This is a genomic window from Nocardia sp. NPDC052566, assembly GCF_044547285.1.
GTDB lineage: Bacteria > Actinomycetota > Actinomycetes > Mycobacteriales > Mycobacteriaceae > Nocardia.
Map to the genome: position 1 here is coordinate 228160 of NZ_JBIUAF010000003.1, position 23336 is coordinate 251495.

21 protein-coding genes, 1 tRNA gene and 1 riboswitch are annotated in these 23336 nt (G+C 68.5%); of the genes, 10 read left to right on the forward strand and 12 right to left on the reverse strand.

Annotated elements, in window-relative coordinates:
- Nucleotides 1–205: 205 nt before the first annotated feature.
- The 3 genes from ACIG5A_RS15195 (at nt 206) to ACIG5A_RS15205 (ending at nt 4195) form a co-directional block, all read left to right on the forward strand.
- Nucleotides 206–412: a cold-shock protein gene (locus tag ACIG5A_RS15195; protein ID WP_019044597.1), complete on the forward strand. Its 207-nt coding sequence runs from the start codon at nt 206–208 to the stop codon at nt 410–412.
- Nucleotides 413–764: 352 nt separating this feature from the next.
- Nucleotides 765–3611: a type I DNA topoisomerase gene (topA, locus tag ACIG5A_RS15200; RefSeq protein ID WP_397241772.1), complete on the forward strand. Its 2847-nt coding sequence runs from the start codon at nt 765–767 to the stop codon at nt 3609–3611.
- An 80-nt stretch (nt 3612–3691) separates the two neighbouring features.
- The gene (locus ACIG5A_RS15205) at nt 3692–4195 is read left to right on the forward strand and encodes a DinB family protein (RefSeq protein WP_397240822.1); all 504 of its coding nucleotides are present in this window, start codon (nt 3692–3694) and stop codon (nt 4193–4195) included.
- 60 nt (nt 4196–4255) lie between these two features.
- Here ACIG5A_RS15205 and ACIG5A_RS15210 read toward each other — a convergent pair whose 3' ends face one another.
- Nucleotides 4256–4801, reverse strand: a complete 546-nt coding sequence (locus ACIG5A_RS15210; RefSeq protein ID WP_397240823.1) for a DJ-1/PfpI family protein — start codon at nt 4799–4801, stop codon at nt 4256–4258.
- 109 nt (nt 4802–4910) lie between these two features.
- On the opposite strand from ACIG5A_RS15210, the gene ACIG5A_RS15215 reads away from it, so the two are divergent.
- Complete coding sequence (locus tag ACIG5A_RS15215) at nt 4911–6116, forward strand: DNA polymerase III subunit delta' (protein ID WP_397240824.1); 1206 nt, start codon at nt 4911–4913, stop codon at nt 6114–6116.
- Between the two features lie 69 nt (nt 6117–6185).
- Nucleotides 6186–6261: transfer RNA gene (locus ACIG5A_RS15220), tRNA-Thr, on the forward strand.
- Nucleotides 6262–6315: 54 nt separating this feature from the next.
- Here ACIG5A_RS15220 and ACIG5A_RS15225 read toward each other — a convergent pair.
- The 4 genes from ACIG5A_RS15225 to ACIG5A_RS15240 all read right to left on the reverse strand — a co-directional run bounded on the left by ACIG5A_RS15225 (nt 6316) and on the right by ACIG5A_RS15240 (nt 9852).
- Complete coding sequence (locus ACIG5A_RS15225; RefSeq protein WP_397240825.1) at nt 6316–7095, reverse strand: glucose 1-dehydrogenase; 780 nt, start codon at nt 7093–7095, stop codon at nt 6316–6318.
- Nucleotides 7096–7368: 273 nt separating this feature from the next.
- Complete coding sequence (locus tag ACIG5A_RS15230) at nt 7369–8217, reverse strand: helix-turn-helix transcriptional regulator (RefSeq protein WP_397240826.1); 849 nt, start codon at nt 8215–8217, stop codon at nt 7369–7371.
- A gap of 91 nt (nt 8218–8308) precedes the next feature.
- On the reverse strand, nt 8309–9364 hold the full coding sequence (locus ACIG5A_RS15235; RefSeq protein WP_397240827.1) for an alpha/beta fold hydrolase: 1056 nt from the start codon (nt 9362–9364) through the stop codon (nt 8309–8311).
- 128 nt (nt 9365–9492) lie between these two features.
- Complete coding sequence (locus ACIG5A_RS15240) at nt 9493–9852, reverse strand: hypothetical protein (protein WP_397240828.1); 360 nt, start codon at nt 9850–9852, stop codon at nt 9493–9495.
- A gap of 239 nt (nt 9853–10091) precedes the next feature.
- Here ACIG5A_RS15240 and ACIG5A_RS15245 point away from each other — a divergent pair, with 239 nt between their 5' ends.
- Together ACIG5A_RS15245 and ACIG5A_RS15250 are read left to right on the forward strand one after the other, a co-directional pair.
- Nucleotides 10092–10472, forward strand: a complete 381-nt coding sequence (locus ACIG5A_RS15245; RefSeq protein ID WP_397241774.1) for a DUF2752 domain-containing protein — start codon at nt 10092–10094, stop codon at nt 10470–10472.
- Between the two features lie 14 nt (nt 10473–10486).
- Nucleotides 10487–10672, forward strand: a complete 186-nt coding sequence (locus ACIG5A_RS15250) for a hypothetical protein (RefSeq protein ID WP_397240829.1) — start codon at nt 10487–10489, stop codon at nt 10670–10672.
- Here ACIG5A_RS15250 and ACIG5A_RS15255 read toward each other — a convergent pair whose 3' ends face one another.
- From ACIG5A_RS15255 to ACIG5A_RS15265, 3 genes are all read right to left on the reverse strand, one after another.
- Nucleotides 10673–12019, reverse strand: coding sequence for a M1 family metallopeptidase (locus ACIG5A_RS15255; protein ID WP_397240830.1), 1347 nt, complete (start codon nt 12017–12019; stop codon nt 10673–10675).
- Nucleotides 12019–15999, reverse strand: coding sequence for a Pls/PosA family non-ribosomal peptide synthetase (locus tag ACIG5A_RS15260; RefSeq protein ID WP_397241776.1), 3981 nt, complete (start codon nt 15997–15999; stop codon nt 12019–12021). Before ACIG5A_RS15260 ends, ACIG5A_RS15255 begins: the two co-directional genes overlap by 1 nt.
- Nucleotides 16000–16228: 229 nt before the next feature.
- Nucleotides 16229–16657, reverse strand: a complete 429-nt coding sequence (locus ACIG5A_RS15265; RefSeq protein WP_397240831.1) for a MarR family winged helix-turn-helix transcriptional regulator — start codon at nt 16655–16657, stop codon at nt 16229–16231.
- Between the two features lie 81 nt (nt 16658–16738).
- On the opposite strand from ACIG5A_RS15265, the gene ACIG5A_RS15270 reads away from it, so the two are divergent.
- On the forward strand, nt 16739–18163 hold the full coding sequence (locus ACIG5A_RS15270; RefSeq protein WP_397240832.1) for a DHA2 family efflux MFS transporter permease subunit: 1425 nt from the start codon (nt 16739–16741) through the stop codon (nt 18161–18163).
- A gap of 147 nt (nt 18164–18310) precedes the next feature.
- Here the strand turns inward: ACIG5A_RS15270 and ACIG5A_RS15275 are convergent, their stop codons facing one another.
- Nucleotides 18311–18865, reverse strand: a complete 555-nt coding sequence (locus ACIG5A_RS15275) for a LysE family translocator (protein WP_397240833.1) — start codon at nt 18863–18865, stop codon at nt 18311–18313.
- Nucleotides 18866–19346: 481 nt separating this feature from the next.
- A riboswitch (SAM riboswitch) is annotated at nt 19347–19460 on the forward strand.
- 47 nt (nt 19461–19507) lie between these two features.
- Between ACIG5A_RS15275 and ACIG5A_RS15280 the strand changes: the two genes are divergently transcribed.
- Entirely contained in the window at nt 19508–20827 is a 1320-nt protein-coding gene (locus tag ACIG5A_RS15280; protein ID WP_397240834.1) for an aminotransferase class V-fold PLP-dependent enzyme, read from the forward strand.
- 30 nt (nt 20828–20857) lie between these two features.
- Here ACIG5A_RS15280 and ACIG5A_RS15285 read toward each other — a convergent pair whose 3' ends face one another.
- The 3 genes from ACIG5A_RS15285 to ACIG5A_RS15295 form a co-directional block, all read right to left on the reverse strand.
- Nucleotides 20858–21409, reverse strand: coding sequence for a flavin reductase family protein (locus ACIG5A_RS15285; protein WP_397240835.1), 552 nt, complete (start codon nt 21407–21409; stop codon nt 20858–20860).
- A gap of 68 nt (nt 21410–21477) precedes the next feature.
- On the reverse strand, nt 21478–21954 hold the full coding sequence (locus tag ACIG5A_RS15290; RefSeq protein WP_397240836.1) for a YbaK/EbsC family protein: 477 nt from the start codon (nt 21952–21954) through the stop codon (nt 21478–21480).
- A 43-nt stretch (nt 21955–21997) separates the two neighbouring features.
- The gene (locus tag ACIG5A_RS15295; RefSeq protein WP_397240837.1) at nt 21998–22318 is read right to left on the reverse strand and encodes a 2-oxo-4-hydroxy-4-carboxy-5-ureidoimidazoline decarboxylase; all 321 of its coding nucleotides are present in this window, start codon (nt 22316–22318) and stop codon (nt 21998–22000) included.
- A gap of 194 nt (nt 22319–22512) precedes the next feature.
- Between ACIG5A_RS15295 and ACIG5A_RS15300 the strand changes: the two genes are divergently transcribed.
- The gene (locus tag ACIG5A_RS15300) at nt 22513–23334 is read left to right on the forward strand and encodes a crotonase/enoyl-CoA hydratase family protein (RefSeq protein WP_397240838.1); all 822 of its coding nucleotides are present in this window, start codon (nt 22513–22515) and stop codon (nt 23332–23334) included.
- Nucleotides 23335–23336 lie beyond the last annotated feature (2 nt).

The following is a 23336-nucleotide window of genomic DNA, read 5'->3' on the forward strand; positions in this document are numbered from 1 at the left end:
CTCGAAGACATGGTTCACTGGTTCCTGGTCGCAAGCTTCTGTGTTCGAGGGACGGATCCAAAGTCCAAACCGTCAGCAGGATCGATGTTGCGAACGGTGTGCTTGGTGCTTTCCTGCAGGGGGAACCAACAGTACAGCGGTCGGAACGGACCCGGTGGACGAACCCAGTTGTCCGCCGTTCCGGTAAGAAAAGAGAAGGAACAGAATGGCACAGGGAACTGTGAAGTGGTTCAACGCGGAGAAGGGGTTCGGCTTCATCGCGCCCGAGGACGGCTCCGCTGACGTCTTCGTCCACTACTCCGAGATCCAGGGGACGGGCTTCCGCACCCTCGAGGAGAACCAGAAGGTCGAGTTCGAGGTAGGCCAGGGCACCAAGGGCCCGCAGGCCACCGGAGTTCGCGCGCTCAGCTGAGCGACGCATCATCTCCACAGCTCGTCCCTCACCACCGGCAACGGAGGTGGGGGACGAGCTATATATAGGGGAAGACACATCCGGGCACGCCGTGGCGAAGCTGCAGTGCGCGAGCAGGGCATACTGATCGGCAAGACGCGCGTATGTTTGGTGGCTCGAGTTCGCAAGCACTCGACCGCGAGGCGCGTCAAGGTATAAACGTGTCTGGTAGCGACGTCAGTTGTCGCGACCGCTTGCCCCAGCCGCGCATCAGGCGCACCAACGCCGCGCGGGTCGAGAAGGAAAGGTGTATTCGCCGGTGGCAACACGAGACCGCGGTGCAGCCGACCAGGGCCGTCCCCTGCGTCGTCTCGTGATCGTCGAGTCCCCGACCAAGGCCCGCAAGATTGCGCCCTATCTGGGCCGCAACTACACGGTGGAGGCCTCCGTCGGCCATATCCGGGACCTGCCGCGTGGCGCGGCGGATGTTCCGGCCAAATACAAGGGGCAGCCGTGGGCGCGCCTCGGCGTCGACGTCGACAACGACTTCGAGGCCATCTATGTCATCAGCCCGGATAAGAAGGCGAAGGTCGCCGAGCTCAAGAGCCTGCTGAAGGACGCCGACGAGCTCTACCTCGCCACCGACCCCGACCGCGAGGGCGAGGCCATCGCCTGGCATCTGCTGGAGACGCTCAAGCCCAAGGTGCCGGTGCGCCGGATGGTCTTCCACGAGATCACCGAGCCCGCCATCCAGGCGGCCGCGGCCGATACTCGCGAACTGGACAGCGACCTGGTCGACGCGCAGGAGACGCGCCGCATCCTGGACCGGCTGTACGGCTACGAGGTCAGCCCGGTGCTGTGGAAGAAGGTCATGCCGCGCCTGTCGGCCGGCCGCGTGCAATCGGTCGCCACCAGGGTGATCGTGCAGCGCGAGCGCGAGCGGATGGCGTTCCGCTCGGCCGAATACTGGGATATCGCGGCGAAACTCGACGCGGGCGGCGCCGACGGCGACGCCACCAATCCGCGCACCTTCGGCGCCAGGCTGGTCAACGTCAACGGCGCGCGGGTCGCCACCGGCCGTGACTTCGGGTCCGACGGTCAGCTCAAGGGCACCGAGGTCATCGTGCTCGACGAGGGCTACGCGCGGCGGCTGGCCGAGGCGCTCGACGGCGCCGACATGGTCGTGTCGTCGGCGGAGGCCAAGCCGTACTCGCGCAAGCCGTACGCGCCGTTCATGACCTCGACCCTGCAGCAGGAGGCGGCGCGCAAGCTGCGCTTCACCTCCGAGCGCACCATGCGGGTGGCCCAGCGGCTGTACGAAAACGGCTACATCACCTACATGCGTACCGACTCGACCACGCTGTCGCAGTCGGCGATCAACGCGGCGCGTTCACAGGCGACGCAGCTGTACGGCGCGGAATATGTCTCGCCGACCCCGCGCCAGTACAACCGCAAGGTGAAGAACGCGCAGGAGGCACACGAGGCGATCCGCCCGGCCGGCGACACCTTCATGACGCCGGGCCAGCTGCACTCGCGGGTCGACAACGACGAGTTCCGGCTCTACGAGCTGATCTGGCAGCGCACCGTCGCCTCGCAGATGGCCGACGCCAGGGGCACCACGCTGACGCTGCGGATCACCGGCGTCGCGAGCACCGGCGAGGAATGCGTGTTCTCCGCCTCGGGTCGCACCATCACCTTCCCCGGCTTCCTCAAGGCCTACGTGGAGAGCGTGGACGAGGAGGCGGGCGGGCAATCCGACGATGCCGAATCCCGGCTGCCCGCGCTGGAGCAGGGCCAGGGCGTCACCGCGGTGGAGCTGAATCCCGATGGGCACAGCACGAATCCGCCCGCGCGCTACACCGAGGCCTCGCTGATCAAGGCGCTCGAAGAGCTCGGCATCGGCCGTCCTTCGACGTATTCGTCGATCATCAAGACGATCCTCGACCGCGGGTATGTGTACAAGCGCGGCAGCGCGCTCGTGCCGTCGTGGGTGGCGTTCGCCGTGATCGGCCTACTGGAGGAACATTTCGGCAGGCTGGTCGACTTCGACTTCACCGCGGCCATGGAGGACGACCTCGACGCCATCGCGGGCGGCCGCGAGCAGCGCGGAAACTGGTTGTCCAGCTTCTACTTCGGCGGCGACCACGGCGTGGAAGGCTCGGTCGCGCGCTCGGGCGGCCTGAAGAAGATGGTCGGCGAGCGGCTCGACGACATCGACGCGCGCGAGATCAACTCGATCAAGCTGTTCGCCGACGATCAGGATCGCGATGTGGTGGTCCGGGTCGGCCGGTACGGTCCGTACCTCGAGCGGATGGTCGTCAATCCCGATGACCCCGAAGGGGATTCGGTTTCACAGCGGGCCAACCTGCCCGATGACCTGCCGCCGGACGAGCTGACCCCCGAGGTCGCGGAGAAGCTGTTCTCCACTCCGCAGGAGGGCCGCTCGCTCGGCACCGATCCGGTGTCCGGGCACGAAATCGTCGCCAAGGAAGGACGTTTCGGCCCGTACGTCACCGAGGTGCTGCCCGAACCCGCCGCCGAGGAGAATCCGGCCCCAGCCAAGAAGACCGCGAAGAAGGCGGTCGCGCCGAAGCCGCGCACCGGGTCGCTGTTCAAGTCGATGGACCTGGCGACGATCACGCTCGACGATGCGCTGAAACTGCTTTCGCTGCCGAGGGTGGTCGGCGCCGACCCGGAATCCGGTGACGAGATCACCGCGCAGAACGGTCGCTACGGCCCATACCTGAAGAAGGGCACCGATTCTCGCTCGCTCAACAGCGAGGATCAGATCTTCACCGTGACGTTGGAGGAGGCCCTCAAGATCTACGCCGAACCCAAGCGGCGCGGCAGGCAGGCCGCAAGCGCGGCGGCGCTACGCGAACTCGGCAACGACTCGGCCACCGGCAAGCCGATGGTGATCAAGGACGGCCGCTTCGGCCCGTACGTCACCGACGGTGAGACCAACGCCAGCCTGCGCAAGGGCGACGAGGTCGAATCGATCACCGATGAGCGCGCCTCGGAACTGCTCGCGGATCGACGCGCGCGCGGTCCGGTGAAGAAGGTCGCCAAGAAGGCGGCGGCCAAGAAGGCGCCCGCGAAGAAGGCCACGGCGACAAAGGCAGCAGCGAAGAAGGCGGGGGCGACGACCACCAAGACGGTGGCCAAGAAGTCCGCCGCGAAGAAGGCCGCCGCCAAGAAGACGGGTGTCGGAAAGGCCTGAGCCGCTCATTCATTCGGTGATTCGCGGGTATTGGTCGTAACCTCGGTCCGTACCGCCGCATCAGCAGTGAAGGATCGCCCATGTCCGACCAGGAGCGCGAGGATCTCATCAGCATCCTCGCCAACCAGCGTGAGCTGTTTCGGATCACCCTGAAGGATCTCGACGACGACCAGGCACGCAAGCGCACCACCAACAGCGAGCTGACCCTCGGCGGCCTGCTGCACCACCTGATCAACTGCGAGCGGCACTGGGCGACCGTCATCGTCGAGCGGGACGAGAACGCCGAACTCGACGTCGCGGCGTTCGACGGCGAGTACGTGATGGCGCCGCACGAAACCGTGGCGGGCCTGCTGGCGACCTGGGACGAGGTGGCCGAGGCGACCGCCGAGCTGATTCGCACGGTGGACAGCCTCGACGCCTCGATCCCGACGCCGACCGCGCCGTGGACTCCGGAGCGGGTGTGGTGGACGGTGCGCTACACGCTGCTGCACATCCTGCGTGAGATCGCGCACCACTCGGGGCACGCCGACATCATCCGCGAGGAACTCGACGGGCAGAACAGCACCTACACGCGCATCGCGTAATCAGCGGACGGAGTCCGGTTCGCGCCGGGCCGGAGCGGAGCGGAGTCGGAGGCAGCCGCCTTACGCGCGCAACAGCTTCAGGAATTCGCGCATCCAGGCCGGGTGATCGGGCCAGGCCCGGCCGGTGACGATGTTGTCCTCGACGTGGGCCGCGCTGTCCACGAACTTCGCGCCCGCCGCCTCGATATCGGGGGCGAGCGCGGGGTAGGCGCTGCACGAGCGGCCGGTCAAAACGCCTGCGGCGGCGAGGATCAGCGGTCCGTGGCACAGCGCCGCGATGGGTTTGCGGGTATCGATGAAGTATTGGACGAGGCGCTGGCAGTGCCCGTTGTTGCGCAGGTACTCCGGCGCTCGGCCGCCGGGCAGCACCAGCGCGTCGTAGTTCGTCGGCTCGACGGCCGCGAATTCGAGGTCGGCGGGCCAGCTGTGCCCGAGTTTCTCGGTGTAGGTGTCGAAGCCGTCGACGAAGTCGTGCACCACGAACTGCAACTTCTTGACGGTGGGGGCCGCGATGTCCACCTCGTGGCCCTCTTCGAGCAGGCGCTGGTACGGGTACATGACCTCGAGGTCTTCGGCAGCGTCCCCGGTGATCAACAGAATTCTCACGATGAAATCCACCTCCACGTCGAGGATCCGCCACCGCGGCGATCCGCGGGCGGAATTCGGGTGACCGCGCGCGGGATCGGTGTCGGTGGGGGCGGCTAAGGTGTTCGGCGTGGCAGGTGTCTTCGATCGGTTGGTCGGCCAGGATGCGGTCGAGTCCGAGCTGACGGCTGCCGCGATCGCGGCGCGCGGGGGCGGCGTCGTCGGTGCGATGACCCATTCGTGGCTGTTCACCGGTCCGCCGGGATCGGGCAGATCCGTTGCGGCGCTGTGCTTCGCGGCCGCGCTGCAATGCACCGACGAGGGGACGCCTGGCTGTGGCCGGTGTCACGCGTGCACGACGACCATGGCCGGAACGCACGGCGACGTGCGCCGGGTGGTGCCGGAGGGGCTGAGCATCAGCACCAAGGAGATGCGCGAGATCGTGCAGATCGCCTCGCGCAGGCCGAGCACCGGGCGCTGGCAGGTGGTGGTGATCGAGGACGCCGACCGGTTGACCGAGGCGGCGGGCAACGTGCTGCTGAAGGTGGTCGAGGAGCCGCCGGACCGCACCGTGTTCCTGCTGTGCGCGCCGTCGGTCGATCCGGAGGACATCTCCATCACGCTGCGCTCCCGCTGCAGGCATGTGCATTTGGTGACGCCGTCGGTGCCCGCCATCGCGCGGGTGCTGCGTGAGCGCGACAACCTCGACGAGAAGACCGCGAACTGGGCGGCCGCCATCAGCGGCGGACATGTCGGCCGTGCCAGGCGACTGGCCACCGACGAGGAGGCGCGGGCACGCCGCAAGCGAGCCCTCGCCTTGGTGGCCGCGGCGTCCCGACCCGGCGGCGCGTACGCGGCCGCCGACGAACTGGTGAAATCCGCGGACGACGAGGCCAAGCAGATGAGCGCGGCCCGCGACGAACGCGAACGCGAAGAGCTGGCCACCGCCCTCGGCGCCGGCGGCACCGGCAAAGGCGCGGCGAGCGCGACCCGCGGCTCGGCGGGCGTACTCAAAGACCTGGAACGCCGCCAGAAATCCCGTGCCACCCGCACCGGCCGCGACGCACTCGACCGCGCCCTCATCGACGTCGCGGGCGTCTACCGCGACGCACTCGCCGTCCGTTTCGGCGCGGCGACCCGCACCTCCGGCGTCACCCTCACCCACCCCGACCTGGCCGACCAGATCCACGACCTCGCCGACCGAGTCCGCCCCGAGGGCCTGCTCCTGTCCATCGAAGCCGTCCTCGCCTGCCGCGAAGCACTCGACCTCAATGTCAAACCCCGCTTCGCCCTCGCCGCCATGGCCGCCGCCCTCATGTCCGCCCAATCCGCCTGATGCCCGCGATGACCACCCGTTTTCGCGATCCGCACCTCGAGACGATAGACTCGCCACGCCGAGAGGCACGCCGCCCTAGCTCAGTCGGTAGAGCGCTTCACTCGTAATGAAAAGGTCAGGGGTTCGATTCCCCTGGGCGGCTCCACTTCGGAAAGGTCTCCAACGCGACAGTGTTTCGGGGGCCTTTTTTCGTTGCGGGTCAGTGGGAGCGGACGGCGGATTCGTTGATGGCGGCGACCAGGCCGCCGTCGATGATGAGGTCTTGGCCGTTGATGTAGGAGGCTTCGGGGGAGGCCAGGAAGGCTACGGCGTCGGCTACGTCTCGAGCGGTGCCGAGGCGGGCGGCGGTGACGGTGGCGATGAGGGCTGCCTCCGCTTCGGCGGCGACGTTGGCGTGGTACATGGGGGTTTCGATGTAGCCGGGGCTGACCGAGTTGACGCGGATTCGGCGGGGGGCCAGTTCGGCTGCGAGGCTGCGGGCGAGGTTGTGGACCGCGGCCTTGGTCGCGGCGTAGAGGGAGCCGCCCGGCATGCCGCGGTGCAGGGTCCATGAGGCGTTGATGACGATGGACGCGTGGTCGGCGAGCAGGGGGACGGTCTGCTGGATGGTGAAGTAGACGCCCTTGAAGTTGATGTCGACGACGCGGTCGAATTCGGTTTCGGTGATATCGGCGAAGGGGCCGAAGGAGGCGACGCCCGCGTTGGCGAACAGGACGTCGAGGCGGCCGTGGCGTTCGCGGATCGCGGTGGTGAGCGCCTCGAGGTCGGCGAGGTTCGCGACGTCGCCGCGGATCGCGAGGACGCGGTCGCCGCCGTTCAGTTCGGCTACGGCGTCATCGAGCTTGGTCTTGTCGCGCCCGGTGATCACCACCTGCGCGCCCTCGGCGAGCAACCGGTGCGCGGCGGCGAGGCCCATGCCGCTGGTGCCGCCGGTGACGAGTGCGATCTTGTTCTCGAAGCGGGAGTTGTGCTGTGTCATGGGATTCAGCGTGCCGATCGCCGCGAACCCTAAACAGTGCGCGGTCAACCTGGGACTGTCACCACCAGCCTGGACCTCGGCCGTTGCCGACGAAGCAAGCGAGAGCCGCTGACCAGATCACAGTGCAGGGCCGCCGATCGAGCCGCGCTGGCGGGTGGGACGGCCGATCGAGCCACAGCGGCGGCCCCGCAGGTCGAAGGAGGCGGGCTGCTGATCGGGATGCTCACGCAGTCGTGAGACGGGCCGATCGATTCGCGCGTGGCGTGCCGCCGATCAGGCCGGTGCGGCCAGGCGGATGCGTTGGAGTCGGTGCAGCCGGGCCTCGGTGTCGGTCCCGGGGCGCGGGTTGTAAAGGATCACATGCCAATCCGGGTGGTTGGCCACGGCCAGGTTCGTGGTGTCGAAAAGCAGGTCGCCTGCTTCGGGGTGGTGTACGGCTTTCACCGCTTGGATGGGAGCGCCGACGTCGTGGCGGGCCCACAGGTCGGCGAATTCGGGGCTCGCGGCGGTGAGTTCGGTGATGACGCGGGCGAATTCGGGGTCGCCGGGGGAGTGGGCGGCTTCGGCGCGGTATGCGGCGACGATATCCGGGGCGATGGTGGCCCAGTGGCCGTGCATGCCGCGGTAGCGGGTGTTGGTGAAGAAGGTGATCAGGCAGTTCTGGTCGGTGTCGTGGTATCCGAGCACGGTTTTCGCGGCGTCGTTGAGCGCGAGCAGGTTCCAGTATTTGTCTTGCAGCAGCGCGGGGCGCGGCGACCATGCGTCGAGCAGTTGCCGCAGTTCCGGGGTGACGTCGGCGTCGGCCCCGCCGACGCGCGGCGGGTTGAGTCCGGTCAGTAGATAGAGGTGTGCGCGCTCGGGCTCGCTGAGCCGCAGCGCCCGGCTGATCGCGTCGAGCACTTCATTGGAGACATTGATATCCCGGCCCTGTTCGAGCCAGGTGTACCAGGACACCCCGACTCCGGCCAGCGCGGCGACCTCTTCGCGTCGCAGCCCGGGTGTGCGCCGCCGTCCGACGGCGACCATGTCGACATCGGCGGGGGTCAGCCGCGCCCGCCGGGTGCGCAGAAAATCGCTGAGCTGCTCACGGCGTCGCGCCACAGCAGGGGATCCGCTGGTCATAAGCCACGGTAACAACCATCGCCGGAGAGCCGGGCGAGGGGGAAGCTCCTGGGCCGAGCGCCGTTGATCGGCCCAGGAGAGGGTAGGTGGACTAGCCTGCGGCGGCGCGGCGCGCGGTGGCGCGGGCCGCGATGGCCGCCAGTTCGGCGTTGAAGCTTTGTGCCGCTTCGATATTCGACAGGTGGCCGGTGGGCCAGACGTGGTAGTCGGCGAGATGGCCGGTGCGGGTGAGCGCTTCGACGATCGGGCGGTTCATCCGCTCGGGGAGCAGGTGGTCGTTGCTGCCCGCGATCACGGTGGTCGGCACCGTCAGATACTTCGCGGCGTCGCCGAGTTCGAGATCGGCCAGTGCGGCCGCGTGCAGGCCACGGGTGAGCGGGCGGCAGGAGCGGACGATGCCGAGGGAGAAGTCGACCTCGTCGTCGGTGGCGTACTTGTTCATCACGCGCGCTTTGAAGATCGCGCGTACCGGCGCGAGGCCCGGCAGCGGAACCGGCACGGTCAGTACGGTTTCCGAGAGCAGCTGCGGTACGCGCACCGGCGAACCGAATACCGTCACCGGCTTGTGCGCGACGGTGAGCGGCTTGTTCAGCAGCGGGAGCATATCGGTCTCGTGGCGAATGTCGCCGGTGGTCGTGTTGACGAGCATGACGGCGGCGGCGCGCTGGGCGACCTGTTCCGGATAGCGAGCGGCCCACGCCTGCAAGGTGATTCCGCCCATGCTGTGGCCGGCGAAGATGGCGCGGGCACCGCGCGGCAGTGCGGCGTCGAGGACGGCGTTCAGGTCGTCGGCGAGGGTTTGCGCGCCGAGCGGGCTGGTGCCGAGCGAGCTTTCGCCGTGGCCGCGCTGATCGTAGGCGAGCACGCGGTAGCGGTCGGCGAACGCGTTGATCTGCGGATTCCAGTACTCGATGCTGCAGCTCCACCCGTGGATCAGCACGATGGTCTCGCCGTCGGCCGGGCCGTAGGCGTGCACACGGAGCTTGGCGCCGTCGACGGTGGTGACGGGGATGACCTCGCGGGGGGCGGTCGGCTTGTTCAGCGACGCGGTCGCGAACGTGCGGGTCCGTAGTCGGGCGCGGTAGCCCGCGGTCAGCGGCTCGGTGCCACGCACCCCCGCCAACGTCTTCATCGACATTGCCAGCATTCGAGCACTCCTTTGTGTCTGCCGCCACACTAACAGTGCAAGCAAGGTGCTTGCTAGTGCAAGCGCGTGGTCGGCGGAAATCCGGCTCGGTAGGTGAATACCCCGGTCTTCACTCCGATGAACGAGGTTTACCTGGACAAACGCTGGGTACCGAGCGCGCTCTTCCTGGTTATCGCCGATCGTGACGAAGATGCGACGTCGCCCGAACACTCGTCGAGCAGCGCTTCGATGTCCTCGGGCATCACCAGGCAGACCTGATCGTCGGGATGGAAATCGTTGGGCAGATCGCGCTGATTCGGGGCCTGGACGAAGACGACGACCGAGGAGCCGTCGCCGGGATCGATCTCCACGGCGACGGTGCGTGGGGTGCGGGAGTCCGCGGTATCGCTGTCCGCGGGTGCGTACCAATGGCCCACGTGCCCGTATCCGAGCTTGTGAACCGCGGCGAACCCGAAATCGTCGAGCCGGGTGGAACCAGCGGCGCCCACCCCGAAAATTGTACGCTACCTGCGTAAACGGCAACAGGAGTTGATCTTGCTGGCGCGCTGCGGCGATCATGACCCGGACTCGGCGGCGCGGGCGCGCATTTTCGGACCCGGCCAGCGCGGTAGCGACACCGCCGCACCCGCGGTTACCGTTGGTCCTTGTGGAGACCACGCACGCCGCGTCCGATTCGACGCACCCCACCCCGGGTCCGTCCCGCGTTTCGCCGTGGCGCGCAAGGACTGTGCCGCTCCTCGCGGCGGGCGCCGGTATCGGAGCTGCCGTGCTGCTGCACTTCCGTGACCCGCACCAGGAGGGCTCGTACGGCATCTGCCCGTTCTACGCGCTGACCGGATGGTGGTGTCCCGGCTGCGGCGGCATGCGCGCGGTGCACAACCTGACCGACGGCCGGGTGCTCGACGCGATCCACAGCAATATCATCGCGCTGCCGCTCGTCCTCGTCTTCGCGATATGGGTCGGCAGCTGGATCGTCCGCTCCTGGCAGGACAAGCCGATACCGGTGGTCACCATCCCCAAGCCGACGCTGTGGGTGTTCCTCGCGTTCGTCGCCGCTTTCACCGTGCTGCGCAACACGCCGTGGGGAACGTGGCTCGCGCCGGTATAGAGCAGGATTCAGCCATGGCCGATTCATTGAAGGACCGCGTCAGGGCGAAACTGTTGCGCCAGCTCGCCGAGGACGGCCCTGATCCGGAACAGGACGACACGCGCCGGATCGCGGTGCAGGCCGATCTGGACGCGCTGGACAGCGTCGAGAACGACGACCCGCTGGTCGATCAGATCGCCGCGCGCTACCTCGTGTTCTGATCAGGCGATGGATTGCCCGCCGAACGGCGGTAGTTGCGGCAGCGGCTCGCCGAAAAGCCAGCTGTCCCACAGCGGGCGCAGCGGCACGTTGCTGTAGTGCCCGGCGAGGTCGGTGAACTCCTCGGTGACGACCGAGGCGTGCCGGTAGCGAATTGTCCACTCGCGCAACAGGTCGAAGAACTTCATATCGCCGAGTTCCAGGCGCAGCGTGTGCAGGGTGAGCGCACCGCGCTTGTACACCCGATCGTCGAACATGCGCTGCGGCCCCGGATCGCCGACCACGATGTCCTGCGGCTGCCGCGACAGGTTGTGCCGTGCGGCGCGGGCCAGCTGATCCGCGGTCGGCCCGCCCGCGGCCTCCGACCAGATCCATTCGGCGTAACAGGCGAAGCCCTCGTGCAGCCAGATATCGCGCCAGCGCCGGATGGTGAGGCTGTTGCCGAACCACTGGTGCGCGAGTTCGTGCGCGACAAGGCGTTCCGCGCCACGGCGGCCGTCGCAGTGGTTGGCGCCGAAGACCGAGATGCCCTGCGCCTCGATAGGGATCTCCAGGTCGTCGTCGGTGACGACGACGGTGTAGCCCTCGAACGGATACGGCCCGAACCGCTCGGTGAACACCTCCAGCATCAGCGGCTGGCGCTCGAAATCGTGCTCGAAGTTCGCGCGCAGCCGCGGCGGGACCACCGCCTGCATCGGCACCGGGCTGTGCGTCGATCCGACCCGGTACTTGGCGTAATGGCCGATCTGAATGGTGGCCAGGTAGCTCGACATCGGTTCGGACTGCTCGTAGACCCAGGTGGTCTGGCTCGCCTTGGTCTGCTTGCGCACCAGGGTGCCGTTGGCCAGCGCGTAGTACGGCGAGTCGGTGGTGATCGAAATCCGGTAGCTCGCTTTGGAACTCGGATGGTCGTCGCAGGGGAACCAGGAGGCGGCGCCGTTGGGCTGGCTCGCGACGAGGGCGCCCTCGGTGAGTTCCTCCCAGCCGACCTCGCCCCACGGGCCGCGCACCGGCTTCGGCACGCCCGCGTACTGGACCACGATCGAGAGCACGCCGCCCGCCGGTATCCGCTGCTGCGGGGTGATGACCAGCTTGCCGTGCTGGTGCGCGTATCTCGCGACCTTGGCGCCGTTGACGAACACCTTGGCGACGGTGAGCGCCTGGGAAAGGTCGAGCGCGAAACGCGGCCGCACGGTGGTGGTCACCGCGGTGATCTCGGCCCGGCCTGCCAGCCGGTTGCTGGCGACCTTGTAGACGAGATCGAGTTCGTAGCGCGAGACCCGGTAGCCGCGGTTGCCGTTCTGCGGCAGGTACTCGTCGATCGGCTCTTCGTAGTACTTGTCCGGCATCAGTTCACCGCTCCCGACGGTGTCGGATCACCGGTCCACGGCGCGATCGGGTTACCCCACCAGCGCGTGGACGGCGGCACCGCGTCACCGCGCATGACCAGCGAGGCAGGGCCGATGGTCGCGCCTGCGCCGATGACGGCGGCGGGCAGCGCGACGCAGTGCGGGCCGAGGGTGGCGCCCGCTTCCAGCGTGACCGTGTCCATGGCCATGATCCGGTCGTGGAACAGGTGGGTCTGCACCACACAGCCGCGTTCCACGGTCGCGCCGTCGCCGAGTGTCACCAGGTCCGCCTCAGGTAGCCAGTAGGACTCGCACCATACCCCGCGACCGATCGTCGCGCCGAGTCCGCGCAGCCACAGATTGAGCACTGGGGTGCCGGTCGCGGCGCGCGCGAACCACGGTGCGGCAACGGTTTCCACGAAGGTGTCGGCAACCTCGTTGCGCCACACGAACGAACTCCACAGCGGATGCTCCTCGGCGCGGATCCGCCCGACCAGCAACCACTTCGCGACGACGGCGCTGAGCCCGGCCAGCGCGCCCGCGCTGAGCAGCACGATCCCGGACAGCAGCGCCGCGACCAGATGCCCGGCCGCCTGGGCGATCGCGGCGAGGGCGAACAGCACGCCGATGCCGATGGCGAAGGTCACCAATACCGGGAGGAGCCTGCAGGTTTCGACGATGCCGCGGGCCACCCGCAGCCGCGGCGGCGGCGCGAAGGTGCGCTCGACATCGGTGGTCTCGGAGGCGCGGCGCAGCCGCACCGGCGGGCTGCCGAGCCAGGACGAACCGGCCTTGGCCTTGGACGGTGCCGCCGAAAGCACCGCGACCAGACCATTTTTCGGGACTCGCCGCCCCGGCGCGGTCATGCCGGAGTTGCCGAGAAACGCGCGCTTGCCGACCTTCGCCTCGCCGATGCGCAGCCAGCCGCCGCCGAGTTCGTAGCTGGCGATCATGGTGTCGTCGGCGAGAAAGGCACCGTCGGCGACGGTGGTGAACTTGGGCAGCAGCAGCACCGTCGACGCCTCGACACCCTCGCCGATCTTCGCGCCGAGCAGGCGCAGCCACACGGGCGTCAGCAGGCTGGCGTACAGCGGGAACAGGAAGGTGCGCGCCGAATCGAGCAGTCGCTCGGTGGCCCAGGCCTGCCAGCCGACCCGGCTGCGCACCGGGTGGTAGCCCTCGGTGAGGCCGATGCTCAGCAGGCGCACGGCGAGGATGGTGGTCACCGCGTAGACGGTCAGGCTGAGCAGGGTGGCGACCGGCAGTATCGCGAAGGCGCGGCCGAGTCCGCCTGCGAGCGTGCGGGTATCGCGGATGAACCAGGCGAGGAAGATGCCGCCCGAGCCGAGCCCGAGCACCGGCATGGCGGCGAGCGCCATCGAAGTGATGCCGAAGATACCGACCCAGTGCGCCGCCCGCGCCGGCGTCTCGGCGGGCCAGCGGTGCTGCGCCTTACCGATTTTCGCCGCCGGTGAGCCCACCCACTCCTGCTCCGGCTTGACCTTGCCCGATACGGCGGAGCCGGGCGCGATCTCGGCGTTCTTGCCGATCTTCGTGCCGGGCAACAGGATCGACCGTGCGCCGATCACCGCGCCCGGTCCGATGGTGATGGGGCCGAGGTGTACCAGGTCGCCATCGATCCAGTAGCCGGACAGGTCGACCTCAGGCTCCACGCTGCAGCCGTCGCCGAGTTCGAGCATGCCGGTCACCGGCGGCAGTGTGTGCAGGTCGACGCCCTTGCCGATCTTGGCGCCGAGCGCACGCGCGAACGGCACCATCCACGGTGCGCCGGAGAGGTTTTCGGCGCCGCTGGCCTCGGAGAGCCGGACCGCCGCCCACAGCCGCAGGTGCACCGGGCCGCCGCGCGGATAGCTGCCCGGCGCGACGCCGCGCAGCAGCAGCCGTGCGCCGAGCACGCACAGCGTCATGCGGCCGGGCGGGGAGATGAAGAGCAGGAACGCGATCAGCGTCCACCACCAGGACAGCGCGGGCAGCCAGGGCAGCGAACCGGACCACGCCGCGACATTGCCGACGATGGCGAGCCAGGTGAGCCACTGCAATCCGGTGAGGGTGGTCAGCGGGATGGTGGCGAGCACCTGCGCTGCCTGCGCGGCCAGCGGGGTCGGCGCGACGATGCGCTCCTCGACGACGGCGGCCGGTGCGCTCTCGTCGAGCAGTTCGACCAGTGCGCCGAGGCGCGGATGGTCGTAGAGGTCGGCGACGGCGATCCACGGATACCGTTCGCGCAGCGCGGCGACCAGCTGCGCGGCCGCGAGCGAGCCGCCGCCCAGGTCGAAGAAGTCGATGTCGAGGCCGGTGACCTCGGCGCCGAGGATCGAATCCCACAGTCCGGCAACCCATTGCGCGGTACCGGTGAGGCCGTGGCTCGCGGTGTCGTCCTTGGGCAGCGGCCACGGCAGCGCGTCGCGGTCCACCTTGCCCGAGGTGCGGGTCGGCAGTTCGGCGACCACGGCGAGCCGGGGGACCAGCGGAGCCGGAAGTTGTTCGGCGAGAAGCTCTCTCGCCTTCTTGACGTCGAAATCGCCGTCCGGTCCGGTCAGGTAGCCGACCAGGATCTTGTTGCCCGCCTTGGTCGTCCGGATCGCGGCCGCGGCGCCGGTGACACCCGGCAGGTGCTGCAGCGCGCTATCGATCTCGCCGAGTTCGATGCGGCGGCCGCCGAGTTTGATCTGGTCGTCGGCGCGGCCCAGGAAGATGAGCCCGGCGCTGTCGTTGCGCACCAGATCGCCGCTGCGATAGGCGCGGTCCCAGCCGAGCGACGGTAGGGGAGCGTACTTTTCCGCGTCCTTGGCGGGATCGAGATAGCGGGCCAGGCCGACGCCGCCGATCACCAGCTCGCCGGATTCGCCCTCGCCCACCGGATTTCCGGCCTGATCGACCACCGCGAGATCCCAGCCGTCCAGCGGGAGGCCGATGCGGATCGGCCACGCGCCGTTCAGTAGCGCGGCGCAGGCCACGACGGTGGCCTCGGTGGGGCCGTAGGTGTTCCACACCTCGCGTTCCGAATCGGGGTCGCCCGCAAGGCGTTCGGCGAGTTCCGGCGGTACCGCCTCGCCGCCGAAGATCAGCAGCCGGACCGGCTCGAGCGCCTGGACCGGCCAGGTCGCGGCCAGTGTCGGCACCGTGGAGACGATGCTGATGCCGCGGCGCACCAGCCACGGCCCGAGGTCGGCGCCGGTGCGGACGAGCGCGCGCGGTGCGGGCACCAGGCAGGCGCCGTGCCGCCAGGCCAGCCACATCTCCTCGCAGGAGGCGTCGAAGGCGACCGAGAGGCCGGCGAGTACCCGGTCACCGGGGGCGATGGGGGCGTCCTGGAGGAAGAGCCTTGCCTCGGCGTCGACGAAGGCGGCGGCGTTGCGATGGGTGACGGCAACGCCTTTGGGGGTGCCGGTGGAGCCGGAGGTGAAGATGATCCAGGCATCGTCGTCGACGGTCGGTAGCGCCGTCGACAGGTGCTGTGGTGCGCCGTTCCCCGTGCTGGATGCCGTCGGCGCGGTCATCGCATCGCCAGCGCCGAGGTGCGTTGCGGCCGTGGGCAACTCCGTCCCGGTGGCCGGACCGGTGTCTGTTCCGGCGGTGTCGGACGTCCGCGCCACTGTCTCTGTGCCCGCGGCCGTGACGATCGCGGTGACTCTCGCCTCGCCGAAGACCAGCCTGGCGCGCTCGTCGGGATCGTCGGCGTCGACCGGGACGTAGGCCGCGCCCGCGTGCAGCACGGCGAGGATGGTGACGTACAGATCGCGGGTGCCCGATGGCATCCGCACGCCGACGCGATCGCCCGCGCGCACGCCCGCGGCGCCGAGCCTGCCGACGACGGTGTCGATTTCGGTGAGCAGTTCGGCATAGCTGAGCACCACCTCGCCGTCGTCGATGGCGGCGGCGTCCGGGGTGGCGCGTGCGGTGGCGGCCAGGATGTCGACGAGGGTGCGGGCCGGTGCGGCGAGCGCCGCCCGCAGCAGCGGGTCGTCGGCCCGCTGTCCGGGGAGCGCGCCCGTCGCGGCGTCGACCTGCGGCTGGAGCGTCACGTCCTGCCCACCTCTCATAGACCTGCCTTCGGTTTCGCCGTTCGTTGTTTCACAGCAGGGTTACCAAACGGCAAACACCACGCTGACCAGGGATCTACGGTACTCGCGGTATCAGGTCTTTGCCGCTCACCGAACCGGGTGGTCGGACGGTTGCCGTGCCCGGCTACCGCTCGGCGTCTTGGCCGAGCGCCTTGAGGGCGAGCCGGTGCAGCGTGCGCCGCTCCTCGGCGTCGAGCCGGTGCAGCACGCGGTCGGCGGCCTCTTCGATGAGTTTCTCGGTGCGGAGGCGCTCGGCCCGGCCCGCCTGGGTGACGGAGAGCCGGTACTTGCGGCGATCGTCGGAATCTCTGGTGCGCACGACGAATCCGGACTTCTCCAGGCCGTCGATCAGCCGGACCACCTCGCTGCGATCGATGCCCATCGCGGTGGACACCTGCTGCTGGGACAGCTCGTCGGATTCCTCCAGGAAAACCAGGACCCAATGTTCACGCAGTGAGGTGCCCAGCTCGGCGTGCACGGCCTTGTGCAGCCTGCCGAGCGCGTAGGTCGGGAAGCGAAGCAGGCCGCGGGGGTGGAGGGGCTCCTGGGGCATCCGGAAATTATATCTATTGTTGAGCTACAAGATTGTTGATAGCCTCCACAATCTAGTTGATCTACAAATAGCGGAGGATCCATGACGGATACCAAGACGGCGGTCGCACCCGCCGAGCCCGTGCTCGAGGCCATCCCCGCGCACGTGTGGCGGGTCGCGGGTGTCGTCGTCTTCGGCGCGGTGATGAGCATGCTCGACACCTCGCTCGTCAACATCGGGCTCAACACCATCGCCACGGATCTCGGTGCGACACTGGATAGTTCGCAGTGGGTGGCCAGTGCCTATCTGCTCGCGCTCGCGGTGACGCTGCCGCTGGTCGGCTGGCTGGGCCGCCGGTTCGGGATGGGCCGGATATGGCTGACGGCACTCGTCGGCTTCACCGTCACGTCCGGGCTGTGCGCGCTCGCGCCGAATATCGAGTGGCTCATCGCATTACGGATCGCGCAGGGGTTGTCTGCCGGATTGCTGGTGCCCGCCGGGCAGGCGCTGATCGGGCAGGTCGCCGGGCCGCGTGGGCTCGGCCGGGTGATGAGCGTTGTCGGCATCGCGGTGGTCTCGGCGCCCGCCTTCGGGCCGACCCTGGGCGGGGTGATGCTGGCCCATCTCGACTGGCAGTGGCTGTTCCTGATCAATATTCCGCTCGGCCTCGTCGCCTTCGTGCTCGCGGTGCGGCTGCTTCCGCTGGGCAAGGGCGCGCGGGCCGACGCGCGATTCGATGTCACCGGGTTCGTGCTGATCGGCGCCGGGCTGTCGCTGCTGGTCTACGGCCTGGGTGAATACGGAAGCCGCGGTGCGTTCTCCGCGCCGACGGTGTGGGTTTCGGTGCTCGTCGGCGCCGTCGCGCTCGGCGGGTTCGTGCTGCGCTCGGCACGCGGGCGCGGTGCGCTGCTCGATATGACGATGTTCCGCAGCCCGGTGTTCGTGACGGCCAATATCGCGAACACCTTCTCCGGTGCGTCGCTGTACGGGGCGATGCTGTTGCTGCCCTTGTACTTCCAGCTGCTGCACCATCAGGGGCTGATCGCCACCGGACTGTCGCTGCTGACCTTCGGTATCGGCGGCATCCTTGTGCTGCCCATCGCGGGCCGCGTCACCGACCGCTACGGCGGCGGCGTCATCGCGGTGGTAGGCAATGCGCTGAATGTGCTGGTCACGGTGCCGTTCGCATTCGGCGACGCCGCAACGAACGCCGTGCTCGTCCAGGTACTCCTGCTGATTCGCGGCATGGCCACCGCGCTGACCGGTATGCCGGTCGTCTCGGCCGCCTACGCGTCGGTGCGGCGCGAGCAGTTGCCCGATGCGGCATCGATGGTGAATATCCTGCAGCGCGTTGGTGGTTCGGTCGGCGCGGCACTGCTTGCCGTGGTCCTCTATCGTGCGACGACAGCCGGACTTGCTCTCGATGCTGGCTTCCGCCAGGCGTTCTGGTGGCTGACCGGGGCGACGTCGATCTCGCTGATCGGCTCGATCTTCCTGTGGCGCGCGGAATCCCGCCGGATCCCGTAGCGCCGAACCGGTGTCACCATGTGCGGGCGCTTCGAAGCCGTGTCCCAGCCCGTGCCGGGGGCGCGGGATGCCCGTTCCTCGTGGGCAAGGCATTCGTCGCCGTGCTGGATTCGAGGGAGGGCGTTCGACTCCGCGAGGCGGATGCGGTCAGGCGGCGGATGCGGCGGTGCCGATACCAAGTGCGGCGAGGATGCCCGCAGATAGCTGTTCCAAGCGATCGCGGACATGGGGCTGGCGAAGCATGGCAACCGCGCGGGAGGCGGCGAGGGCGAGCAGCACCATTTCGACGGCGGCGATGGAGGATTCGACGGCGCCGAGGGCCAGGGTGTTGGCGAAGGTGACTTCGGACAGGAATTGTGGCAGGACCGCGAGGTAGAAGAGTCCGACCTTCGGGTTGAACATGCAGGACACCAGGCCCGCAGTGAACGCGCTGCGCAGCCGGACCGGGGTTCCCGCTCGAGCCTGCTCGACCGCGGCGAGTTCATCGCCTGCGGCCTGCGCCGCCTTGCGCTGCTTGCGGTGGTCGAGTAGGGCGCGAACGCCCAGGTACAGCAGGTACATGCCGCCGATCACCTTGAGCGCGCGATACGCCGTCGCCGACTGCTCGAGCAGTGCCGCGACACCGGCCGCGACCACCACGGCCCACAGCATGCCGCCCAGCGCCGATCCGATCGCCGCGGCGATGCCGGGTCGTGCACTCACAATCGAAAAGCGCAGCACCAGAAAAGAATCCGGCCCTGGCGTGATCGACAGTAGGATGCACACACCGATAAAGCTGAGCAACAGCGAAAGCGACACCCACCGATCGCACCCCAGATCCTCACGATTGGCAACACAATTCCGTGTGTCAGGCCTGCTCGATCCTGGTCGCGCGACCGACTGAGCTGGCCGTTCGGCGCGAACGTGGACATGGTGCGCGGCTGTCGACACGAGCGTTCCGGCCGCTGTGACCGCACCGCGCGGAACTCGGGATCGGGCGCACCGCCCTTTGCGGTCGTGTTGCTGGAAGGCGAGCAGCGGGGTGTTTCGCGCCGCTGAATCGCGCTGGCGGATGCGGCAGCCGGGAAGTCGCGAAGGTCAGCGACGGCGTGTGGCCGGGGCCGGGACGATCTCCGTTCGCCCGGATGACCGATCGCGAACCCGGGTTGACAGGTCGGCGTGACATCTGCCAATCTCGGGGACAGGTCATGAGTACCAGCGCATAGCCCCGGCTTGCTGGTCGGCAACCCTCCTCCGCGGTGGGGTGCTCCGGGTGACGACCAGGCCGATGTCCGACCGGGCACGGCAAGCGCGGACTCGACAATTCTCCCCGATTGCGGGTCCCGGAGCCGATGGGATTTCGTGATGACCGCTGTTGCCGACCAGACCTGTGCCGCCATTGCCGAGGTATCCGGCGCCGACCTGCGCGTCCCGCTCGTTCAGGGCGGAACCACCACGTACGCGAACTTCGACTACGCCGCGAGCGCACCGGCATTGAAGCAGGTCACCGACCGGATTTCGCAGCTGTTGCCGTTCTACGCGAGCGTGCACCGCGGCGCGGGCTACGCCTCGCGCATCTCCACCGAGTGCTACGAATCGGCGCGCGGATCGGTGACCCGATTCCTCGATGCCGCCGACGACCAGGTGGTGGTGTTCACCCGCAACACCACCGACTCGCTGAACCTGCTGGCCGCCTGCGTGCCCGGCGACACGGTGGTGCTCGACATCGAGCACCACGCCAACTTCCTGCCGTGGACCAAGCACGGCCGCCGTGTGGTGCAGGCCGCGGATACGGTCGACGAGACCATCCGTCGCCTGATCGCCGAACTGTGCACCAAGCCCGCGGCGCTGCTCGCCGTCACCGGCGCGTCCAATGTGACCGGCGAGGTGCTGCCGCTGGAGCGGCTGGCCACCATCGCGCATCAGTGCGGCGCGCGCATCCTGGTCGACGCCGCGCAGCTCGCGCCGCACCGGCGGCTCAGCCTGCGCGACAGTGGCATCGACTACCTGGTCTTTTCCGGTCACAAGCTGTACGCGCCGTTCGGCGCCGGTGTGCTCGTCGGCCGCCGGGATTGGCTCGACGCCGCGCAGCCGTACCTGGCGGGCGGCGGCGCCGTGCGCGAGGTGACCACCAAGCGCGCCGAGTGGGCGCCCGCGCCGCAGCGGCACGAGGCCGGTTCCCCGAATGTGCTCGGCGCCGCCGCGCTCGCCGCCGCCTGCGACGCGCTGTGTGCGATCGACGCGGAAGAACTCGCCGCACACGAGCGCCTGCTTGCCGATCGCCTCCGCGCGGGCCTGCGCGCCATCCCCGGAGTCAGCCTGCTGCGCATCTGGGACGACAGCCCCGACGTTGTCGGCATCGTCGCGTTCACCCTCGACGGTTTCGCGCCCGGCCACGTCGCCGCCTATCTTTCCGCCGAACACGGCATCGGCGTCCGCGACGGCCGCTTCTGCGCCCATCCGCTGCTTTCTCGCCTCGGTCTCGACGGCGCTCTGCGCGCCAGCATCGGCCTCGGCACCACCTCCGCCGATGTGGATCGCCTCATCGATGCCGTCGCGTCTCTCGTGTCCACCGGGCCCAGCTGGAATTACGCCGCCACCAACGGCCTGTGGAACCCCACTCCGGAAACCCGGCCGTTCAACCCCGATTCCGCCGACGGCGCTGCGCCCTGCCTCATCGGCTGAGCGGCCGCATCGACGGGAATGCGTCGACTGTCAGTCGCCCAGTGAGGACGGCCGGTGGTAGTTGCCGTTGTAATAGAGCAGCGGCGCGGCGATCGGTTTGTCGTCGGTGCTGTCGTGCACCCGGGTGACCAGCCCGACGACGAAGGTGTGGTCACCGATCGGAATGAGTTGCTCGACCGCGGCGCGCACCCAGATCGGGGTGCCGTGCAGGACGGGTTCGCCGGTGGTGAGGGTGGTCCACAGCGAGCGGTCGCGGAAGCGGTGCTCCGCGCTGCGGGAGAAGCGCTGCGCGATGTGCTGCTGATGTTCGCCGAGGAAGTGGATCACCACGGAATCGGCGGACAGCATCGCGGACAGGCTCGACGAATTGTTGGCGATATTGAACGAGACCAGCGGCGGCGTCATCGACAGCGACGCGAACGACGTGGCGGTGAAGCCGACCGGACCGTCCACCGAGTCCAGGGTCACCACGGTGACGCCGGCCGGGTAGTGCCGCATCGCCGCGCGATACTGCTCCGCGGCGATACCACTCAAATCGTCGGGGATCTGGAATCCCGCCTCGGGCCGCTGTGCTTCGGTCACATGACGAAACTACGCTCGCGCACTGAAACCAGTTCGATCACACCTGATCTTTGTTTCAGCGTGGCGTGCTAGTCGACATCGATCGGCAGCCCGGCGGTGATGCGCACCAGTTCGCGGAACGAGGTGCGGAACACCGTGTTCGGGTGCCCGCCCGCCGCCCACACCTCGCGATGCTCGGCGAGTGCGTTGTCGACCCAGGTCGGCAGGTTGGTGGGGTGGCCGACGGGTGCGACGCCGCCGATCGGCTGCCCGGTCACCTCGCGCACCATCGCCGCGGGCGCGCGGGTCAGCGTGCCTTCGAGCCGCTTGCCCGTGTTGTGCAGATCCACTTGGTGCGCACCGGAAACCAGCAGCAGCACCGGATCGTCGTCGAGCAGGAACACCAGCGATTTGGTGATGGCACCCAACTCGACACCGAGCGCGAGCGCCGCGTCGGCGGCGGTGTGCGTGGCAGCGGGCTGGTTGACGATGACGCCGTGATGACCGCGCGCGATCAGGGTGTCCGCAACTCGCGTTGCGACCGGTGGTAACGACGACCTGCGCATGGCAACCAGAGTAGAGCGATTGCGGGTGATACGCCCGTCGATCTCAGTACTCCGGATAGCCCTCGCTCGGTCCGAGCATGCGGTCGATCCGCGTGCGCGTGATGCGGGCGAGCTCGGTGACGCCGCGTTGCGAAACCTGTTCGTGCACAACGGCGTCGATGGCACGGTCCAGATCCGACTGGGACAGCGCGAGCAGTTCGACATCCGCCATGGTCAACAGTGCCTCGCGATCGGCGAAGGGGCGCGCGTCGGCGATCTGTGCGGCCCAGGTGACGTTGCAGCAGCATTCGAACAGCGCGTGTACGGCGCGACCGCGGGAGATTTCGTTGAAGCGGTCCAAGCCGATTCCTTGGTGCATCAGCATTGGTGGCCTCCGAACCCGGTGTGTGAGGGTTGCTGACACCGACCATGATCCGGCTGTCCCGGCGCGAGAACCAGTGTGGCCCAGCAATTTTGCACACCTTTTACACGTGGACAGAACTGGTCGGCCGCCTTTGCTGAGTGTCCGGATCCCAGCGGTTCGGTGTGGCCTGGCAGCGCGCCCGATACGCTGTACAAATGACTGACTGGCAGGCTTTCACCGTCGAAATCAAGGACTACGTCGCTCAGGTGACGCTGACCGGCCCCGGCAAGGGCAATGCGATGGGTCCGGACTTCTGGCGTGAGCTGCCGGAGATCTTCCGCGCGCTCGACGCGGATCCCGAGGTGCGGGCCGTCGTGCTCACCGGTTCGGGTAAACACTTCTCTTACGGTCTCGATCTGCCCGCGATGGCAGGTCTGTTCGGTCCGGTGCTCGCCGACCGCGCCTTCGCCGCGCCGCGCACCGAGCTGCTCAACGGCATCCGCGGGATGCAGGCCGCGGTCACCGCGGTGGCGGACTGCCGCAAGCCGGTGATCGCCGCGGTCGCGGGCTGGTGCATCGGCGGCGGGCTCGACCTGATCGCCGCCGCCGATATTCGCTACGCGAGCGCCGACGCGAAGTTCAGCCTGCGCGAGGCGAAGGTCGCGATCGTGGCCGATATCGGCTCGCTGCACCGGCTGCCCGGCATCATCGGCGAGGGCCACCTGCGGGAGCTCGCCTACACCGGCAAGGACATCGACGCCGCGCGTGCGGAGAAGATCGGCCTGGTCAACGACGTCTTCGCCGATCAGGACGCGGTACTCGACGCGGCGCATGCCACCGCGCGCGAGATCGCCGCGAATCCGCCGCTCGTGGTCCAGGGCGCCAAGGATGTGCTCGATCAGCGGACCAAGGATCAGGTGGCCGCCGGGCTGCGCTACGTGTCGGCGTGGAACTCGGCGTTCCTGCCGTCGGAGGACCTGACCGAGGCGATCCAGGCGGTGTTCGAGAAGCGCCCGCCGGAGTTCAAGGGCCGGTAAAG

Excerpts from the sequence above, each read along its gene's own strand:
- ACIG5A_RS15290 (WP_397240836.1), bottom strand. The coding sequence starts at position 21,954 with ATGCGCAGGTCGTCGTTACCACCGGTCGCAACGCGAGTTGCGGACACC.
- ACIG5A_RS15250 (WP_397240829.1), top strand. The coding sequence starts at position 10,487 with ATGGCCGATTCATTGAAGGACCGCGTCAGGGCGAAACTGTTGCGCCAG.
- ACIG5A_RS15265 (WP_397240831.1), bottom strand. The coding sequence starts at position 16,657 with ATGCCCCAGGAGCCCCTCCACCCCCGCGGCCTGCTTCGCTTCCCGACC.
- ACIG5A_RS15280 (WP_397240834.1), top strand. The coding sequence starts at position 19,508 with ATGACCGCTGTTGCCGACCAGACCTGTGCCGCCATTGCCGAGGTATCC.
- ACIG5A_RS15300 (WP_397240838.1), top strand. The coding sequence starts at position 22,513 with ATGACTGACTGGCAGGCTTTCACCGTCGAAATCAAGGACTACGTCGCT.
- ACIG5A_RS15195 (WP_019044597.1), top strand. The coding sequence starts at position 206 with ATGGCACAGGGAACTGTGAAGTGGTTCAACGCGGAGAAGGGGTTCGGC.
- ACIG5A_RS15270 (WP_397240832.1), top strand. The coding sequence starts at position 16,739 with ATGACGGATACCAAGACGGCGGTCGCACCCGCCGAGCCCGTGCTCGAG.
- ACIG5A_RS15225 (WP_397240825.1), bottom strand. The coding sequence starts at position 7,095 with ATGACACAGCACAACTCCCGCTTCGAGAACAAGATCGCACTCGTCACC.
- ACIG5A_RS15205 (WP_397240822.1), top strand. The coding sequence starts at position 3,692 with ATGTCCGACCAGGAGCGCGAGGATCTCATCAGCATCCTCGCCAACCAG.
- ACIG5A_RS15295 (WP_397240837.1), bottom strand. The coding sequence starts at position 22,318 with ATGCTGATGCACCAAGGAATCGGCTTGGACCGCTTCAACGAAATCTCC.
- ACIG5A_RS15255 (WP_397240830.1), bottom strand. The coding sequence starts at position 12,019 with ATGCCGGACAAGTACTACGAAGAGCCGATCGACGAGTACCTGCCGCAG.
- ACIG5A_RS15230 (WP_397240826.1), bottom strand. The coding sequence starts at position 8,217 with ATGACCAGCGGATCCCCTGCTGTGGCGCGACGCCGTGAGCAGCTCAGC.
- ACIG5A_RS15235 (WP_397240827.1), bottom strand. The coding sequence starts at position 9,364 with ATGCTGGCAATGTCGATGAAGACGTTGGCGGGGGTGCGTGGCACCGAG.